Consider the following 18,358-nt stretch of genomic DNA (forward strand, 5'->3'; position numbering starts at 1 on the left):
AAAACACCTTCTTATAAAAATTATAAGTGTAAAACTCTATCACCTATTTCCGCAGTACGTCCTTTATTCCAGAAATTTGTCCCAATATAACCACAAGTTCTTCTCATAACTTGCATATCACTTTCATCTTTATTTCCACAAGAAGGACAATACCATTCTAAATTTTCATCTAATTTAATTTCACCAGTATATCCACATTTGTAACAAATATCTGGTTTAGTATTTATCTCTGCGTATTGAATATTATGATATATAAAGCTTATAACTTGCTCTATAGCTTCTAAATTTCTGCTCATATCTGGAACTTCAATATATGAAATGCATCCCCCTAAGCTTATATTATGGAATTGTGATTCAAACTTAAGCTTGGTAAAGGCATCTATTTCTTCACATACATGTACATGATATGAATTTGTATAATACAGCCTATCTGTTACATTTTTTACTTCTCCATATTTCGATTTATCTATTTTGCAGAATCTATAAATTAAATTTTCTGCTGGAGTTCCATAAAGACTAAAACCTAATCCAGTTTCTTCTTTCCACTTTGCACAAGCATTGTTCATATGATTCATTACTTCTAAAGCAAATTTTTCACCTTCTGGTGTAGTATGACTTACTCCAAGCATGGCTTGAACCATTTCACAAATACCAACATATCCAAGTGATAATGTAGAATACCCATCTTTAAGAAGTTTATCTATCTTTTCTCCCTTTTCAAGTCTTGCAATTGCACCATGTTGCCAGTGTATTGGAGATACATCTGATAATGTTCCAAGTAGCATATTATGTCTAACTAATAATGCTTCTTTACATAATTCCAATCTCTGATCTAGCATATCCCAAAATAATTCCATATCTTTTTCTGCTATTATACCTATTTGAGGTAGATTTAATGATATAACACCTTGATTGAATCTTCCATACCATTTATAATTGCCATTATCATCTTTCCATGGACTTAAATGAGACCTACAACCCATTGGTGGAAATTTGTTTCCTTCATAGTTCATTTTCATAATCTTAGCGGATTGATAATCAGGCACTAATCTTTTAGCTGTACATTTTGCAGCAAGCTTTGTTATGTAATCATATTTTCCACCTTCTAGACAGTTATTTTCGTCAAGTAAGTATACTAATTTAGGGAAAGCTTCTCCTATTTCTTGTCCTTTATAATTCTTCATTCCTGCTAATCTTTGTCTAATCATTTCTTCACAAATTAAAGCCATTTCTTCTTCATACTTATGGCCTTCTTCTATTTCTAAATATATAGTTCCAAAAGGTGATTGTCCATTTGTAGTTTGCAAAGTTGATAATTGGTATCTTATTGTTTGAACTCCATCTTTTAAATCTTTAAGCTTCATATCAGTAGCTAAATCTTTTGCTAAAGATTCATCCTTATATTTCTCTAAATAAAATTTATAAAATTTTTCTTCAGTTACTTTCAAATACTTAGCTAAATGTTTGATGGTAATACTTTGTCCACCATATTGATTACTAGCTACTTGTGCTATTATTTGTGTAGTAACAGTACAAGCTGTTCCAAAAGATTTTGGAGATTCTACTAATTTATCATTAATTACTGTACCATTATCAAGCATATCTTCTAAATTTATTAGACAACAATTAAAAATAGGCGATAACGTATAATCCATATCATGCCAATGAATCATTCCTTCATCATGTGCTTGTACTAAATGTGATGGAATTAATCTTCGTCTAGAAATATCTTTTGATACTTCACCTGCTATCAAATCTCTTTGTGTAGCAGCTATAGCAGAGTTTTTATTTGAATTTTCTTTCATTACATCTTCATTTGTTTTACTTAATAAAGATAATATACTTTCATCTGTTGTGTTAGTATTTCTTTTAAATTCTTGAACAGCCCTATAGCCTTCATAAGCTTTTGCTGTAACAGATTGTCCATAGTGTACTAATCTATCATAAACATAACTTTCTATTTTATATATTGTAGGAGTTTCATCATCTTTATTAAACTCTTTGGCAGCATCATTGGCTATTAATCTTGCTATATCTGGCAAATAAATCCCACTTCCATTTTTCATTGCTTTTATTACAGCTTCCCTTATCTTTTGCTTATTAAACTTAACCATGCTACCATCTCTTTTTATTACTTTCATGTACACCATTTCCTTCCACTTGTTATAGTGAAAATGAAATTTTTCTCTATAACAGTAACTATTTTGCTGCTTTATTATACAATAAATTTTTTCTCTTTGCATTTTAATAATTTGCTTATCTTACTTATATTTACAATTAAAATCCTATAAAATACCCTTAATCACTTATATTTCACAAATAAAAAATTTTTTCACAAAAAAACTATCTACAAATAGAAAACTTCATTTCTACTCATAGATAGCTTTTTTAAGTCTTTTTGGTAAATATTACTTCACTATTTATTCCATGGTTCTGGCATTTTATAATCACCAAATAAATCTTTTATAACCGAATAAATTTCTGGATCATATTCCTTTAATTGCTCTTTATCAGTTTTTGATGATGCATTTGGAACATTTAAATCAGTCGGATTACAATTAAACCATCTTGGAACTTGTCCTGCAAAATATTCATGATAATTTGTTCTGTCATAATCAGATTCCTTATATAAATCTTTTGCTAAAGCATTATTGTAAGCAGCAACTATTTTTTTATAAATTTCAGGGGCAGCGCCTTGATGATCTGCATCTCCAATTCCAGACATTAGTATTGTATGTGTAAATTCATGGCTTAAAACATTGAATTGTGTTAAATAATATACATCTGGATCTCCTGGATTTGGATCATTTGGAGTCATTATAAGCTCATTTTCACAAATTGTAGTATCTATTCCTCCACCAGCTCTTCTTTCAGTTTTGTTTGGCCAATCCCTCCATTCTGGCAAATCAACATTATGTTCTGTTAATCCAACTATATCTACTCTTGTATTGTTTTTAATCATATTCTGCAATATTTCTGGATAATCTACTGCAATTTTTCTTAGCATAACATCTAATATATCATAAGCTTTAAATAGAGCAGCATCACTTACATTATCAGAAGACAAAATTGGAATATTGTATGAATATACACATTTTTTATAAAAAGGATCTGCCCATGATGGTGTTTGTGTCAATTCTCGTTTGCTTGGATTTTTTGTGTTATCTGTTGGATCCCCACCTTGTGATTTTTCTCCATAAACTTTCCACTCTAATACTCCTGTTGAATAACCTGCTTTAGCTTTCATATTAAGACGTATTTTTTTAGTTATTATAGATTTAAATGTTGTTTTATTATATTTATTTTCCTCTACTCCTAATCCTTTTGCATCAGATACATTCACCCAGCTTGTCCCATTCCAATATTGTATTGAGCAAGATGTTGGTAAATCTATTCCTTGATTATCATCAAACCAATATACATCACTGCTTGATATTGTATATTTATCAGAAAAATCATATTCTACCCATTGACTTGTTCCTGGATTATCCCAATTCCCATATACTTTATGTGCTCTATCACTTGAACTTGTTGGATCAAAGCCATCATTTATTGCTGTTACATCTTCCCAACTTGAACAATAGGATGTTGAAGCTACTCCTTTTATTGCTAAATTAACTATAGTATTGTCTTTATTTATAGTTTGATTCTGTATTTTACTAATCTTATAGTTATTAGTTTCAATATTGTATGCTTGAGCTTTTTGAAAAACTCCACCTCCTAAGGTAATCGCAACTGCTGTTGCTACTACACCCAATTTATAACAATTTAGCATTCCTCTTTTATGATTTTTTATTCTTTTCAAACTCTACACTTCCCTTCATTATTAATTTGATATACCATTTTACTTATCCCCATAAACCTTCCACTCTAATATCCCGGTTGATGAACTTGGTTTTCCTGTCATGTTAAGACGTATTTTATTAGTTTTTATAGATGAAAATGTTGTTGTATTATACTTATTTCCTTCTACACCCAATCCTTTAGCATCAGGTATATTTACCCAGCTTGACCCATTCCAATATTGTAATGAACATGAAGCTGGCAAATCTATTCCTTGATTATCACCAAACCAATATACATCACTCCCATTTAATGTACAAATATTTGGAAAGTCATATTCTACCCATTGTGTTGTACCTGCATTGCTCCAATTTCCATAAACCTTATGTGTTCTATCATTAGAGCTTATTGGATCAAATCCATCATTTATTGCTGTTACATCTTCCCAGCTTGAGCAGAATGATGTAGTTGGTGTTCCATTAACCGCTATGTTAGTAGCTTGAGCTTTAACCCCATTAACTTTCCATTCTAGAACTCCTGTTGAACTTCCTGATTTAGCTTTCATGTTAAGGCGTATCTTATTTGTTGTTACAGGTGAAAATGTTGTTGTATTATATTTATTTCCTTCTACACCTAACCCCTTAGCATCAGATATATTCACCCAACTATTACCATTCCAATATTGCATTGAACATGATGCTGGTAAGTTTATACCTTGATTATCATCAAACCAATATACATCACTGCTTGATATTGTATAGTTATCTGAAAAGTCATATTCTAACCATTGTGTTGCGCCTGCGTTATCCCAATTACCATATACTTTATGACTTCTATCATTAGAATTTGTTGGATCAAATCCATCATTTATTGCTGTTACATCTTCCCAACTTGAGCAAAATGATGTTGATGGAGTTCCTTTAAGTGCAATATTTTCTGCTTGATTTTCTGGATTAGTTCTGTTTTTTAATACTATTTTCACATTACATGAACTAACATTATCTACTTTTAGATCTACAGAAGACTTTTGTCCATCTTTAGTTGTCAATGATAAAGCCTCTGAATCGTTAATTAAAACTTTATACTCTCCACTAACTAATCCTGACAAAGTAAGTTTTGTGTTATGAGCATTTCCTTCTGTATTCTTTAAATCAAACTCTAAATAGTCCTTATTAGTACTAGCTATTGCCTTTGTATATTGATCTTTTTCAAGCTCCATTGATACTTTTTGCGTAATTAAATTTAACCTTTTGAATATGCCATCTTTAGGTATTATCTCATATTTATCCCCATTTTGACTCACATCACATCCATATCCGTATAATCCAAATATAGGATCAACTGCAACATCTGAACTTAAAATTCGTATAGCTCCAAATAGCCCTAAATCAGCTTCACCAGACATTTGCCTCCATCCATTATGAAGACTTCCGCCTCCTACTCCTTGGCCACCCCAATTTCCTTTTTCTGCTTGATATGTCCAAGAGACAGCTCCTATATTGGCTGGATCAGAATCAATTTGTCCTGAATTTATACAACCTATATTGGCTATTTTTGCTGCATAAGATAAACGTTCTTCTACTTCTGAATCACTTGAATTTGTCCTTATCCAATCATCCATTATATATCCAGCAAGAGAAGTGGTATATTGAAAATTCCACCAATTTTCACCACATATAGTTACTGGATCTGCATAATAATACCATACTGGTGCTGTTCCACGACATGCTTTAGTTTTTTCATTTATCTTTCCCATCATACCTATATTATTGTTCATCTTAGCTAATGTGTAACATGCTTCTTCTCCAGTGTTATCATAAGTATATTCTGACCCGTATGGGTATTTTGTCCCTTTAAAATTGTCATATTTAGTTGCCATTTTTTTGATAACATCATTAGCTTCTGTAGTTAATCCCTCATCTTGTAGAGCTTTAATTATCTCTGGTGTAGTTGATTCTCCCATAAGTCCAGTATTCCAATTATAAGACACCTGTCCATCGTATAACGTTTTCAATATATTATAAGCCCTTACTAAATATGTTTTGGCATCATTTATATAATTCACAGCATCAGGATGCAATTTTGCTATTTTATACATACTAAAATAAGTATTATAAACATGAGCATATGCATATCCTCTATAAGTTGGGGTATCATTTGGTTCTTCTTTATAAAAATCATGAACTAAATAATCACTATGATTATTCTTCATTAATGTATTCCATATAGCTGTTTCTAAATATTCATCAACAGCTTTTATTTCAGAAGATACAGGATTTAGTACATTTTTCTCTGCTAAGAATTGACCATGAGTTAATCCCCAGTCATCTCCCCATCCCCAATATCCATAGAATTCACCTCTTTTTGCTTTAGTATCCATCATCCAATCATCAAATACCTTATTATAGCCAAGTGATGAATTGTTCCATTGAGTTTTCTCTACCATAAATGTAGAATGTCTTTGAATTGCCTTATCAATCGGTTCTATAGCATAGAACTGAAACACAGTTTTCTTACCATTTCCATATTCTACAGTTATGTCATTTTGTCCAAGATGATTAAATTGTACATTATAAATTTTATGATTCCCATCCACAGTATTAGAATAATTAATGGTTGTCTCACTAGGATATTTTGCAGTAATAGACTTAATTTCTTCTGATGTGTGTAAATCTATTTTTCCAGTCATATTGGTTGCAAACATCATCCCAGGTACTGCTGTTACATCTATAAGTCCTTCTTTATATAAAGTTTCTTTTTTACTATTTTCATCATTTACCTTGCTAACTTTAAAAGTGTATACCTTTTCTTCATTTGGTTTAAGAATAAGACTACTATTCTTAAGATATCCTCTATTGGTGGATTTAATCACATTTGATTTGATGTAAAATACATTTAGCCCATTTGACCAATCACCTTGATCCTGTGCCCATGTACTATTTGGATGTTCTTGTGTTACCCAGTGGTCCTGATACTCTAAACTAGCATCTGTAGATGAATCTGGAGTTAATAGAATATATGGTCCTACTCCACTTGGTCTTTGAGCAGTTATATATGAATTGTTGTATCCTGTAAATGAGTGAAATACAACTCTATTTTCATATATCTCTTCATCACCAGGCCATCTTTCATTAAATGGCATTGGAAGACCAATATCTCCAAATTCTATATTGCTCTGACTTGTATTTTTTAGTTTTATGCTCCAATATAATTGCCCATTTTTTAATGAATAACTTTCATTTAGACTAAAATTTTTAATTCCCTCCTCATTAGAAGAGTTCTTATTATAGTTTACATTTACAGTGTTTCCATTTTGACTTTGAGTTCTTATATCTGCTGATTTATTTGTTGATGCTTTTTGCCAATTACCTGAACCAAGTTTATAAGTAAACATAAGCTCTCCAAACCATTCATGATCATCAGTGTTTTGTTTTGGACTATTATCTTTATTCATCACATAGTTTGTGTCAAAGGAATCATTGTTAATCTTTAGTGAGCTTATTTCTCCATAATCTCCTGTTTCTACTTTAAAATTATCATCTGTAATAGTATAAGCTAGAGCTTTATTGGAATTTCCAAAACTCCAGGTTGCTGCAGCAATAGCTACTAATGCTGCTAATCTCCAACTGATTGACCTGCCTCCTTTGTCATTTTTCTTCTTCTTCAAAATTATCACTCCCTTTTTTAAATTCCCCACACCCTACTATAAGTTTAACATTTTTTTACACCTAATACCTTACTTGATAATCCATTTTATGACAAATTAAAAACATTTCACGCTTTTCTTTCTATTCAAACTGAATTGTTAATAGTTTTTTATTATTAGGATAATCTAATATAGAAATATAGAATTTTTGCAAGGAGGATTTTACAATGAGTAACAAAAGAAAAAACGAATCAGATACCAAAACTACTTCTGATCCATCATCAAGTAAATATTCAAGAAAAATAAGTAGTAATGGACATGCAGAAAGTCCATACAGAGAAGAAGAACCTTCAAATTCAACTAATTATAAGTAATAATTTATTTAAAAAGGCATAAGAATAAATTCCTATGCCTTTAATTACGTTAAAAATTAACATCTTTAACATCAACAATATAGTTTTTTTCCTTATATGCTCTATGAATGTATGATACTGACCCTGCAATTGTTAAAGCATATCCTTTTATTAAATCTTCCCAAAATACACTTGAAACATTATGATTCTCCAAAAATATTGGTACTGATTTTAAAGCACTTATAAATGTAAATCCTTCATACTTATATGCATCATATATTTCTATTGATAAAGAAAAATATTGAGCTAAATATACTGCAACTATCGTGATTAGAGAAGTTATTATTATTCCCACTATATCTAATTTACCACCAAATTTTTCATAACCCACTATACTACAAACAGCAATTGCTAATCCTGCAATTGCTGCAATATATCCCATTTGATATATTATAATCCATATAATAGACCCAACTAATGCACCAATAAATGAACCTACAATTCCACCAACTATATTGCTGCTTTTTTCTCTTTGAGCTTGTCTATTATTAGCAATTACACTTTTAATTTCTGTCTTACAATTTACACAAGAATGTGAAACTATATTATTTATAAGAATTGGTGCTATATTATCACTTTCTCCACAAAACTCGCAACACCTAACAAATCCATTTACCGTACAAAAATTAATTACTACATTAATGATTTCTAAAAAAATTTCTTTCTTACCTTTATTTCTTAATGATGGAGAATAATTTAGAACTATCTTGCAATTTTCATAAGTGGCAAGAGATACTCCTTTAAATTTTCCACCTAAATTATTTAAAAATAGAATTAAAGTCTCTAGATTAAAATCTTCAGGAGGTTTTACAGGTATATAAATATATGATAAATCAGATCTTATATCTAATGTTCCCATTGATATACTATAATCCCTATAAAGACCTGTTAAAGCTCCTTCTTTTCCCAAATAGTTAAGTTGCATTTCATCTTTAAGTTGTTTTAATATTTTTTTCTTCATATGTTATCCCCTCTTTCCAATGGATTATAGCAAGCTATAAGTATAATTGCAATACAAAATTGAAAATCTAAAAAAGACTTCATCTTTTTTAGATGAAGTCCCATTATTATATTAAAAATTGTAATTCTTTTTTTAATTCATCAGTTATTTCAACTAAAGGCAGTCTAACTTCTGCTGAATCTATTAGCCCTTTTTGCTCTAAAATATATTTAATAGGTGTAGGATTTGGTTCCTTAAATAACATAGGAACAATTTTTCCAAGTTCTCTCCAAGTCTTTAAAGCTTCTTTATAATCATTATTTTGTATATCATTATAAACCTTTATAAAGTCCTTTGTTCTAAGATGAGCAGATGCCATAATTCCACCATCTCCACCTAATAATAATGCATTATAAAAGAATGCATCTTCTCCAGATAAAACACAAAAATCTTCTGGTCTATTAAGAAGTAATTCTATTGTCTTATTAAAATCTCCTGAAGCATCTTTTACCCCAATTATGTTTTTCTTTTCTGCTAATTTGAATAAAGTTTCATTCTCTATATTTCTTCCCGTTCTATATGGAATATTATAAAGAACTATATCTAAATCAGTACTTTCTGAAATAGCATTAAAATGCTCATATATTCCTCTTTGATCTGGTCTGTTATAGTATGGACTTACTGATAAAATTCCATCTACCTTATATTTTTCAACTAACTTTAACTTACTTATTAAAGCTTTTGTGTTATAACCACCAAGTCCTGCAAACACTCCAATTTTACCATCAGTTAACTCCATAGTTTTTGCTAGAACAGTCTCATATTCCTCTTCTGATAAAGTTGGTACTTCTCCTGTAGTTGCAACTGGCATTATACCATCTATACCTTCATTAATATAATATTTAACTAGTTTTTCATATGATTTCAAATCAACCTTGTCATCCTTAAATGGGGTTACTATAGGTAACCAAATTCCTTTAATTTTCATCTTTCTTACCTCCATAACTTAGGTAAGGGCTTGTCCTTTTAAAAAAATAAAACCCATCATAATAAATGATGGGCAAATAATTCTAAAAAGTCATACTTCTAGAAACTCTTAAAATTTGTAGCCCTCCACTTCCGTGACAGTTATACATATATTTTATGCATACCCAGGATAGAACCCTGCAAAGATTTTTATCCTTCGGCCATTATACCTTTCCTTTATCTTCAAACATGTGCCCACTAAAATAAAGTAATAATTATAAATGGCGCCTCTACCATATTGATATTATATTTTCTATAACATATTACATCTTTCTATATAATATGTCAATAAATTTTCTAATGGCTAAATAATTTTAGAATTATATTAAATAATCTACACAAGCTCTTCCTTCTACGTATCTTTGAATTATTTTCTTAACTTCTAGGTGAGCTGGATGAGTTTGATAATTCTTTTCTGCTTCTTTTGTTTCAAATACAGAATATAAAACCAAATCATACTCTTCCCCATTATAGTTTAGTCCCACTTCAATTTCTTTTAGTCCATCAACTACACCTATCAATGCATCAAACTTAACCTTTAATATTTCTATTATTTTTTCGGCACCTTCTTTTTTCCCCGTTTCACTAAGTTTCCAAAGTACTATATGTTTAATCATTTTTTTAACCTCCAATGCAATTTAATATCTACATTATACCTTTAATACAGCACTTGTCCAAACAATTATTTTTCATTAATGATGACATTATTGCAATCCCATATACACCTATATCTAACACGATTTTATAGTTATCTTTGTTTATTCCCCCAATTGCATAAACTGGAATATTGACCATAATACATATATCTTTTAATTCTTTAAGTCCCCTTGGAGGAATTCCTTTTTTGCAATCTGTTTCAAATACATGTCCATATAATATATAGCTTGCACCTTGCTTTTCAGCTTCAATAGCTTCTTCTATATTGTGAACAGAAACTCCAACTATGCCTTTATATCCTTTAGTTTCACCTTTAATAAAATCTTTATAGGATAAATGAACTCCTGCTGCATCAATTTCTTTTGCTATCCTTAAGTTACTATTTATTATAAGATTAATATTTGAATTTTTTAAAATTTCTTTTACTCTTTGAGATATAGATTTTAACTCACTATATTCTAGATCTTTTTCTCTTAAAATAAGATATTTTAACTCTTCTTTTGAAATTTCATTTATTCTCTTATAAAAATCTTTACATAACTTTCTATTTGTAACACCTATTATATTCATTTAAAATGAACCAAGCCAATCTTTAAATATAGGTTCATATCCAATACTTCTTATCATTTTCTTCATTTCATTTTCATCTCTATTATCATTTATATCAAATTGTACCTCACCTGCTTCTTCCATATCCATTGTATGTCCACCAATAGCTGTTGAAACTCCAGCTGAAACCTTATTTACACCTAAAGGTATAAGTTTTTCTCTAAAACCTCTTCCTTCTCTTGAGGAAATATTTAAAGTACAATTAGGAAACATTAATCTCATGGCTATGATAGCTTGAACTAATTCCTTATCACTTACTTCCTGTAAATCATTATATCCTCCTACACATGGTCTAATTCTCGGCGTTGAAAAACCTACCTCAACCTCTGGATATTTCTTTCTTAAATATAATCCGTGAAGCATCATCTTATAAACTTCTATTCTCCAATCATTTAAGCCTAGAAGTGGCGCTAGATTTACACTTCGTATACCTGCTTTACATCCTCTCTCTATAGCATCTAATCTAAATTTGTAATTTTTCTTTGGTCCAGCTACATGAACTTTATCATATATTTTTTCATCATAACATTCTTGATACACAGTTAAAGAATCTACTCCAGCCTTTATAACTCGTTTATAATCTTCTTCTGTCAGAGGATAAATTTCTATAGCCAATGATGAAAAATACTTCTTTAATATTTTTGTTGATTCAATTATATATTCTACAGGTGTATCTTTTTGTGATTCACCTGTTAAGAAAATTATATGCTTAAAGCCTCTTTTACTTACTGCAATAGCTTCTTCTTCAATTTCTTCTAAGGTTAACTTCTTCCTATGAATATCATTATCATGATTATACCCACAATAGGCACACTTATTTACACAATAATTTGCAAGATATATTGGAGTATACAATAGTACTGTCTTCCCAAAGTACTGTTCAGTTAAATTATGAGCCTTCCTAGCTATTTCTTCTAAATAGTTTTCTGCTCTTTTTGAAATTAAAACTAAAAAATCTTCTGGCATAAGTTTCTTCTTGTTTATAGCTCTTAGTACATCTTCATCTGTAACTTTTTCCAAAGCATTATAGAAATCAAAACTTGTATTTTCTTTTATATATTCATATACACTCAATTCTTTTCACCTCTTTAACCTAAAAATCCTGTTAAAGGTGATGATGCATTGCCCTTTGTACTTTCAGCTCCAAGACCAGCTAAGTATGCTTCTCGCCCCGCTTCTACAGCTTTTTTAAAAGCTCTAGCCATAGCCACTGGATCCTTTGCTGAAGAAAGTGCTGTATTAATTAAAACTGCAGCTGCTCCCATCTCCATAGCAAGAGTTGCATCTGAAGGTCTCCCTATACCAGCATCAACTATTATAGGAGCATCTATTTCATCTATCATAATCTCTATTAGTTCTTTAGTCCTTATTCCTCTATTACTTCCTATTGGTGCCCCAAGTGGCATTACTGCTATAGCACCTGCTTCTGCCATTCTCTTTCCCATCATTAAGTCTGGGGTCATATATGGTAAAACATTAAATCCTTCCTTTGCTAATATTTCTGTAGCCTTTAGAGTCTCTAAATTATCTGGCATTAAATATTTAGTATCAGAAATAACTTCTATTTTTACCCAATTTCCACATCCCATAGCTTTAGCTAACCTTGCTATTCTAATAGCTTCTTCTGCATTTCTAGCCCCTGAAGTATTTGGAAGTAGAATTATATCCTTAGGTATATATTCTATTATGTTTTCTTCCTTGTTATCTAAATCTACTCTTCTTACAGCCATAGTAACTATATTTGTACCAGATTCTCTAACTACATCTGGAAGTATTTTATTATTACCATACTTCCCTGTACCAACTAATAGTCTTGAACTTAATTCCTGTTTTCCTAATATAAATTTATCCATTTTAAATCCCCCAATATTTTAAATTTCTATTTCATTTAATAATAATCTAAGAACTGTATTAGCTTCATGATTTGCTACAATTGCAACTCTTGGAGCCATAAGCCCTTCATTAATTCCAGCTTCATGAACTCTATCCCCACAAATATATAACCTGTCCCCTATCTTTTTGGTTGTTATAATATTATTTGAGTAAAATCCAGCCATTCCTGATGCTGATACAACTTTTGTATCTTTAAAGTTTTTTAACACTTCTCCAACTATAATTGCTTTATAAGAAGCATTATCAAAAGCTTCTACAACTATATCAAAGCCTTTAAAAATATCTTCTATATTATCCTTTTCCACTTTTTTATCTATAGCTTCTACTTTTATAAAAGGATTAATCTCTGTAAGTATATCCTTTAATGCCTCAACTTTTTTCATCCCTATATGCTTTATATAGTACTGCTGCCTATTTAGATTACTAGGTTCAACCACATCAAAGTCTATAATCTTTATATGTCCAACTCCAATTCTAGCTAAGGATATAGCCACATTTGACCCAAGCCCTCCAGCACCTGCAATGGCAACTTTTCCTTTTTTTAATTTTTCATGTACCTTTGGTGTATGTCGACTAACCATTAATGCTTCAAGTTCTTCTTTATTTGGTATTTCACCTTTTTTAATAAAAGAAAGTCTATCCCCATCTTTTACATTTCTATCTTCTTTTATTGGAAATCCATTTAGTATTACAATATCAGCCCCTTTTTTATATTGATCCCTTAGTTTATATGCTGAAACTTCTTGAACTTCTCTCTCTTTTTCATTTATTAAAACCTTCATGATTTAGCCTCCTCCAACAAAGCTTATTACTTCCATAACATTACTATTTTTAAGTACTATTTTTGCAAAATCTTCTTTGGTTACAATAACTCCATTAAGTTCAATCACTACTTTATCTTTATTTATAGTAAGTTCATCTAAAAACTTATCTAGTGTTTTTTCTACCTTTAACTCAAATTCTTTTCCATTTACCTTCATTAAAATCACACCTCCTATTAATTTTTTCCATATAAAAAAGACTTACCCATAGGCAAGTCTTAAAATCAAATTTCATAAATGAATACACAGTATTCCCTGCTTCCCTACGGTGGTACTAACCACATCAGGTTAAAGGGTGTCAATTCTAACAGAATATCTCTCAGCCAACTCAAAGTCAGCACCCCTAGCCTTTATATTATATTTTCTAATATTCATATTACAACTTCAAGTAATTTTTGTCAATTTTAAAAATCTAAAGTAGCAAAATAATCCTCTATAGTTTCTGCTCTTCTTATTTGTTTAGTAGAGCCATCTTCTTGAAGTAAAATTTCAGCAGATTTCAATTTCCCATTATAGTTATATCCCATTGCAAATCCATGAGCACCAGTATCATGAATTACTAGTATATCTCCTTTATCTATCTTTGGAAGACTACGATCTACTGCAAATTTATCATTATTTTCACATAAAGATCCTACTACATCATAAACATGATCACAAGTTTCATTTTCTTTACCCATTACAGTTATATGATGATATGCTCCATACATTGCAGGCCTCATTAAGTTAACAGCACATGCATCTACCCCAATATATTCTTTATATATATGCTTTTCATGAACTGCAGTTGTTACAAGGTGTCCATAAGGTCCAAGCATGAAACGTCCAAGTTCTGTATATATAGCCACATCTCCCATTCCTGCTGGTATTAATATCTCTTCATAAGCTTTCCTTACACCTTCACCTATAGCCATAATATCATTAGGTTCTTTATCTGGTGTATATGGAATTCCTACTCCTCCTGAAAGATTTATAAATCCAATATGCACACCTGTTTCTTCTTTTAATTCCACTGCTACCTTAAATAAAATCTTAGCAAGTTCTGGATAATAATCGTTTGTAACTGTATTACTTGCTAAAAACGAATGCATTCCAAATTCTTCAACCCCTAATTCTTTCAATTTTAAGAATGCTTCTGTCATTTGTGCTCTTGTTAATCCATATTTTGCATCACCTGGATCATCCATTATAGTAGTTCCAAGAGCAAACTTTCCACCTGGATTATATCTAAATGAAATTGTTTTAGGAATTCCAGCAACTTCTCTTAAAAAGTCAATATGAGTTATATCATCTAAATTAATAGTAGAATTTAACTTACGTGCATATTGAAATTCTTCAGCTGGAGTATTATTTGATGAAAACATAATATCATCCCCAACAAATCCACACTTTTCAGACATAATAAGTTCAGTTAAAGAAGAGCAATCCATTCCACAGCCTTCTTCTTTTAAAATTTTAAGAATATATGGATTAGGTGTTGCCTTTACTGCAAAATATTCTTTAAATCCTTTATTCCATGAAAAAGCTTCATTTAGTTTTCTTGCATTTTCTCTAATTCCTTTTTCATCATATAGATGAAATGGTGTTGGAAATTCTTTTATAATCTCTTCTAATTGCTCTTTTGTAACAAATGGCTTTTTACTCATTAAATCTTCATCCTTTCATCATTTCAATTAACTTCATCTCATTAATTAAAGCATCTTTAAATACTTTAACTAAATTGTTATTACTTGAATATAAACAGGTTGAATTTAGTTCATCCCCAATTTCACCAGTTAAAACATATTTCGAGTCAACTATAAGTCTAACTTGAGATTTATCTTTCTCATCATGATATATTATAGCCCCATCCAAGGTAAATGTAGAATCTGTAATTGCAACTATTTTAATTTCTCTACTTATAAGATCAATTAATTCTGATCTTACTTCATCAAGTCTTTCTGCACACATATCTAAATAAACTCTTTCTTTAGCTTGTACTAACATATTTCTAAATTTATCTTGAATATGTTTTTCACCTTTTACTGTTATATATCCGTTTGTTTCTTCTTTTCTTTTTGGAACATTTTTTATAAGCTCAGTCTTATTTTTCTCTAAAACACGAATTTTATTATTGCAAAATTCATCTATACTAACTGGAGTATATAAAATAGCCCCATCCTCTATAATATAAGCAGCCCCCTTTTCAACTAGCCCAGCTAATGAATTATAAGTATTGGATCTAGATATACCAGTTATCTTAGAAACTTCATAACCATTAAGCTCCCCTTCTGCAAATAATGACAAATAAATGTTAGCTTCATGCCTGGTTAATCCAAAACTCATTAATCTATCTACAATATCCATTTCCTGCACTCCTTGAATGAGTATTTCTATATAGGAATACTATACAACCTAAATAATATTTAGTCAATAGTTGATATAGATTTTCAATTAAATTTTTTCTGAAAAATTGGCTATCTAAAAATACTTTAGACAGCCTTCTTATAGTTTATTATTTTTTTAACTTTGTTCCTTCTGAAGATTGTTCGATTTTTCCTTCTTTCATAAGACCACCAAGAGTCATTTTAAAGTAGTTTTTAGAAGTACCAAAGACTTCTTTAATAACCTCTGGAGATGTTTTGTCATTATATGACATAACCCCATCATGGCTATTTAAATATTCAAGAATCCTTTCCTTTAATTCATCTCTTTCATCAAGTCTTTTCTTTCTTGTTGTAACACCTACAATACCATCTTCATATATTTTTTTAACTCTTGCTTTAAACTTATCTCCTGGATAAATATCACTAAAATGTTCGTTACCTAAAATAATTCCTTGATACTTTCCATTGATAGCAACTCTTATAGTTTTTTCTCCGCCTTTTCCATATGTTATAACTTCTACTTCTTGCCCTATAGCATACCCTTCACCAACTTGCAAATAATTTTCTATATATGTAGTAGCTGCAAGTCTTCCTGTTTTATCAACATATGCATATAGTAAATAGCTTTTCCCTATAAGGCACTTAAATTTTTGTTCCTTAATAGGTATAAAAATATCTCTATCAAGGCCAATATTAGCAAAAGCACCAAATGAACTTTGAGCAACTACTTCAAGATAGGCTACTTGCCCTACTGTAATCAAAGGTTTTTTCAATGTAGCTATAGGTCTATCTTTTGAGTCTCTATACACAAAAACTTCAATTTCATCTTGAACATTAATTTCTCTTCCATTAAGTGAAGCATTAGGAAGCAATATATCATTCCCTTCACCATCAGTTAAGTAAAAACCAAACTCAACTTTTCTATCAACTTTTAATTCATTATATTCACCAATAAATATCATTTTTAATCTCCTGCCTTTTTAATCCTACTTCTCATTCAACTTATTTTATCATTACTATTTATTATTGTCATTATTTAAAGTATATAAGCACTATAAATATAGTAAATAATTAATTTGAGGTAATAAGCTTGGGCAAAAATAAAAAAAAATCTTTAAGATACTATTATGGAATCAATCATGCACATACTGCTTTTTCTACAGGCAAAGGCACTCCATTAGAAGCTTATAAATATGGAATGAATAATGGATTAAACTTTCTTACCATTACAGATCATAATTCCTATCTTAATAAAGAAGTGTATATTAATAGTAAACAAGTCTCAAGATGGTTTGCTAGCAATTATGCACAGGATAAATTTTCCAAAAAATCTGATAATTTTATACCTTTAATAGGATTTGAAACACGAACATCACTCTATGGTGATTTTAATATAATAAATTCTAATACATTTTTTACAGGAGTAGTAAAAGACTTAAACGTTTTAGCATTATGGATGATTAATAATCCTGATGCAATTATTACAATAAATCATCCTCACAAAAATATACTATCTCTTAACTATAATGAAATATTTAATAAGATAATTACATCCATAGAAGTTGGTAATGGGTCTTTTCCAAATAAATATACACGATATGAAAAATATTATTACGCCCTTCTTGATAAAGGTTGGAAACTTGGAGCAATTAATGGCCAAGATAATCATAGAATGAACTTTGGAGATAGCGAAAATCTAACTGCAATACTTACTAGTGATTTGACTAATGAAAAAATAATAAATGCCTTCAGAAAGAGACAAACATACTCAACTGAATCTAGAACTCTAAAAATGTACTTTACAATAAATGATATTTTAATGGGAGATATAATTGAACAGAATATTCAAAAACTAAAATTTATGATTTATGCTGAAGATTTTAAAGTAAAGATTAATCAAATAGATATAATAACTAATAAAGGCATTATAATAAAAAAGATAGATAGCATTAACTTAAATTCTATAAAATATTTATATGAACATGAAAGACAACCAGGTGAGAGTTGGTACTTAGTTAAAATTTATCAAGATAATAATAGAATTGCTATAAGTTCTCCTATTTTTATAACAAAATTTATTAGATAAAAGGTGTAATTCCTTGTAATCTCGCATTTTTCAGCATATTCTTCAGTCCAGCTAGTAGTTGTCAATAGAATTCTAATAGTATGCTGATATAATTTTATTAATATAATTTTGCATAACA

General features: G+C 29.9%; 16 protein-coding genes and 2 riboswitches. Of the genes, 2 read left to right on the forward strand and 14 right to left on the reverse strand.

Annotation, left to right across the window (positions count from 1 at the left end; genetic code table 11):
- Positions 1 to 20 precede the first annotated feature (20 nt).
- The 3 genes from nrdD to NNC19_RS02350 form a co-directional block, all read right to left on the reverse strand.
- Positions 21 to 2,141 carry an anaerobic ribonucleoside-triphosphate reductase gene (nrdD, locus tag NNC19_RS02340; protein WP_310936983.1) on the reverse strand — a complete coding sequence of 707 codons (2,121 nt, stop codon included), beginning with the start codon at positions 2,139 to 2,141 and terminating at the stop codon, positions 21 to 23.
- 275 nt (positions 2,142 to 2,416) lie between these two features.
- Positions 2,417 to 3,805, reverse strand: coding sequence for a hypothetical protein (locus NNC19_RS02345; RefSeq protein WP_310936984.1), 1,389 nt, complete (start codon positions 3,803 to 3,805; stop codon positions 2,417 to 2,419).
- Positions 3,806 to 3,844: 39 nt separating this feature from the next.
- Complete coding sequence (locus tag NNC19_RS02350; RefSeq protein ID WP_310936985.1) at positions 3,845 to 7,450, reverse strand: DUF5695 domain-containing protein; 3,606 nt, start codon at positions 7,448 to 7,450, stop codon at positions 3,845 to 3,847.
- A gap of 206 nt (positions 7,451 to 7,656) precedes the next feature.
- On the opposite strand from NNC19_RS02350, the gene NNC19_RS02355 reads away from it, so the two are divergent.
- Positions 7,657 to 7,803, forward strand: coding sequence for a hypothetical protein (locus NNC19_RS02355; RefSeq protein ID WP_310936986.1), 147 nt, complete (start codon positions 7,657 to 7,659; stop codon positions 7,801 to 7,803).
- A gap of 49 nt (positions 7,804 to 7,852) precedes the next feature.
- Here NNC19_RS02355 and NNC19_RS02360 read toward each other — a convergent pair whose 3' ends face one another.
- The 11 genes from NNC19_RS02360 to NNC19_RS02410 form a co-directional block, all read right to left on the reverse strand.
- Positions 7,853 to 8,803 (reverse strand): hypothetical protein, encoded by a 951-nt coding sequence (locus NNC19_RS02360; RefSeq protein ID WP_310936987.1) that lies wholly within the window; start codon positions 8,801 to 8,803, stop codon positions 7,853 to 7,855.
- A 106-nt stretch (positions 8,804 to 8,909) separates the two neighbouring features.
- The gene (gene dapA, locus NNC19_RS02365; protein ID WP_310936988.1) at positions 8,910 to 9,770 is read right to left on the reverse strand and encodes a 4-hydroxy-tetrahydrodipicolinate synthase; all 861 of its coding nucleotides are present in this window, start codon (positions 9,768 to 9,770) and stop codon (positions 8,910 to 8,912) included.
- A 110-nt stretch (positions 9,771 to 9,880) separates the two neighbouring features.
- Positions 9,881 to 10,049, reverse strand: a riboswitch (Lysine riboswitch).
- Between the two features lie 79 nt (positions 10,050 to 10,128).
- Positions 10,129 to 10,425, reverse strand: a complete 297-nt coding sequence (locus tag NNC19_RS02370; protein WP_310936989.1) for a Dabb family protein — start codon at positions 10,423 to 10,425, stop codon at positions 10,129 to 10,131.
- Between the two features lie 28 nt (positions 10,426 to 10,453).
- Positions 10,454 to 11,035: a thiamine phosphate synthase gene (locus NNC19_RS02375; RefSeq protein WP_310936990.1), complete on the reverse strand. Its 582-nt coding sequence runs from the start codon at positions 11,033 to 11,035 to the stop codon at positions 10,454 to 10,456.
- Positions 11,036 to 12,148 (reverse strand): 2-iminoacetate synthase ThiH, encoded by a 1,113-nt coding sequence (thiH, locus tag NNC19_RS02380; RefSeq protein ID WP_310936991.1) that lies wholly within the window; start codon positions 12,146 to 12,148, stop codon positions 11,036 to 11,038.
- A gap of 14 nt (positions 12,149 to 12,162) precedes the next feature.
- Positions 12,163 to 12,927, reverse strand: coding sequence for a thiazole synthase (locus tag NNC19_RS02385; protein WP_310936992.1), 765 nt, complete (start codon positions 12,925 to 12,927; stop codon positions 12,163 to 12,165).
- Between the two features lie 18 nt (positions 12,928 to 12,945).
- A complete protein-coding gene (thiF, locus tag NNC19_RS02390; RefSeq protein WP_310936993.1) occupies positions 12,946 to 13,749 on the reverse strand; it encodes a sulfur carrier protein ThiS adenylyltransferase ThiF in 804 nt (267 codons plus the stop codon).
- Between the two features lie 3 nt (positions 13,750 to 13,752).
- Positions 13,753 to 13,947, reverse strand: coding sequence for a sulfur carrier protein ThiS (thiS, locus tag NNC19_RS02395; RefSeq protein WP_310936994.1), 195 nt, complete (start codon positions 13,945 to 13,947; stop codon positions 13,753 to 13,755).
- A gap of 84 nt (positions 13,948 to 14,031) precedes the next feature.
- Positions 14,032 to 14,143: riboswitch (TPP riboswitch) on the reverse strand.
- 49 nt (positions 14,144 to 14,192) lie between these two features.
- Positions 14,193 to 15,434 (reverse strand): diaminopimelate decarboxylase, encoded by a 1,242-nt coding sequence (locus tag NNC19_RS02400; protein ID WP_310936995.1) that lies wholly within the window; start codon positions 15,432 to 15,434, stop codon positions 14,193 to 14,195.
- 7 nt (positions 15,435 to 15,441) lie between these two features.
- Positions 15,442 to 16,134: a helix-turn-helix domain-containing protein gene (locus NNC19_RS02405; protein ID WP_310936996.1), complete on the reverse strand. Its 693-nt coding sequence runs from the start codon at positions 16,132 to 16,134 to the stop codon at positions 15,442 to 15,444.
- 148 nt (positions 16,135 to 16,282) lie between these two features.
- Positions 16,283 to 17,116 carry a S1-like domain-containing RNA-binding protein gene (locus NNC19_RS02410; RefSeq protein ID WP_310936997.1) on the reverse strand — a complete coding sequence of 278 codons (834 nt, stop codon included), beginning with the start codon at positions 17,114 to 17,116 and terminating at the stop codon, positions 16,283 to 16,285.
- A 128-nt stretch (positions 17,117 to 17,244) separates the two neighbouring features.
- Here NNC19_RS02410 and NNC19_RS02415 point away from each other — a divergent pair, with 128 nt between their 5' ends.
- Complete coding sequence (locus tag NNC19_RS02415) at positions 17,245 to 18,240, forward strand: CehA/McbA family metallohydrolase (protein WP_310936998.1); 996 nt, start codon at positions 17,245 to 17,247, stop codon at positions 18,238 to 18,240.
- Positions 18,241 to 18,358: the final 118 nt, after the last annotated feature.

Source organism: Clostridium sp. SHJSY1, from assembly GCF_031626875.1.
GTDB lineage: Bacteria > Bacillota > Clostridia > Clostridiales > Clostridiaceae > Clostridium.

What these genes read in the sequence shown, in the direction of transcription:
- nrdD (WP_310936983.1), bottom strand. Translation starts at nt 2,141, where the DNA reads ATGAAAGTAATAAAAAGAGATGGTAGCATGGTTAAGTTTAATAAGCAA.
- NNC19_RS02355 (WP_310936986.1), top strand. Translation starts at nt 7,657, where the DNA reads ATGAGTAACAAAAGAAAAAACGAATCAGATACCAAAACTACTTCTGAT.
- NNC19_RS02360 (WP_310936987.1), bottom strand. Translation starts at nt 8,803, where the DNA reads ATGAAGAAAAAAATATTAAAACAACTTAAAGATGAAATGCAACTTAAC.
- dapA (WP_310936988.1), bottom strand. Translation starts at nt 9,770, where the DNA reads ATGAAAATTAAAGGAATTTGGTTACCTATAGTAACCCCATTTAAGGAT.
- NNC19_RS02370 (WP_310936989.1), bottom strand. Translation starts at nt 10,425, where the DNA reads ATGATTAAACATATAGTACTTTGGAAACTTAGTGAAACGGGGAAAAAA.
- NNC19_RS02375 (WP_310936990.1), bottom strand. Translation starts at nt 11,035, where the DNA reads ATGAATATAATAGGTGTTACAAATAGAAAGTTATGTAAAGATTTTTAT.
- NNC19_RS02385 (WP_310936992.1), bottom strand. Translation starts at nt 12,927, where the DNA reads ATGGATAAATTTATATTAGGAAAACAGGAATTAAGTTCAAGACTATTA.
- thiF (WP_310936993.1), bottom strand. Translation starts at nt 13,749, where the DNA reads ATGAAGGTTTTAATAAATGAAAAAGAGAGAGAAGTTCAAGAAGTTTCA.
- thiS (WP_310936994.1), bottom strand. Translation starts at nt 13,947, where the DNA reads ATGAAGGTAAATGGAAAAGAATTTGAGTTAAAGGTAGAAAAAACACTA.
- NNC19_RS02400 (WP_310936995.1), bottom strand. Translation starts at nt 15,434, where the DNA reads ATGAGTAAAAAGCCATTTGTTACAAAAGAGCAATTAGAAGAGATTATA.
- NNC19_RS02405 (WP_310936996.1), bottom strand. Translation starts at nt 16,134, where the DNA reads ATGGATATTGTAGATAGATTAATGAGTTTTGGATTAACCAGGCATGAA.
- NNC19_RS02410 (WP_310936997.1), bottom strand. Translation starts at nt 17,116, where the DNA reads ATGATATTTATTGGTGAATATAATGAATTAAAAGTTGATAGAAAAGTT.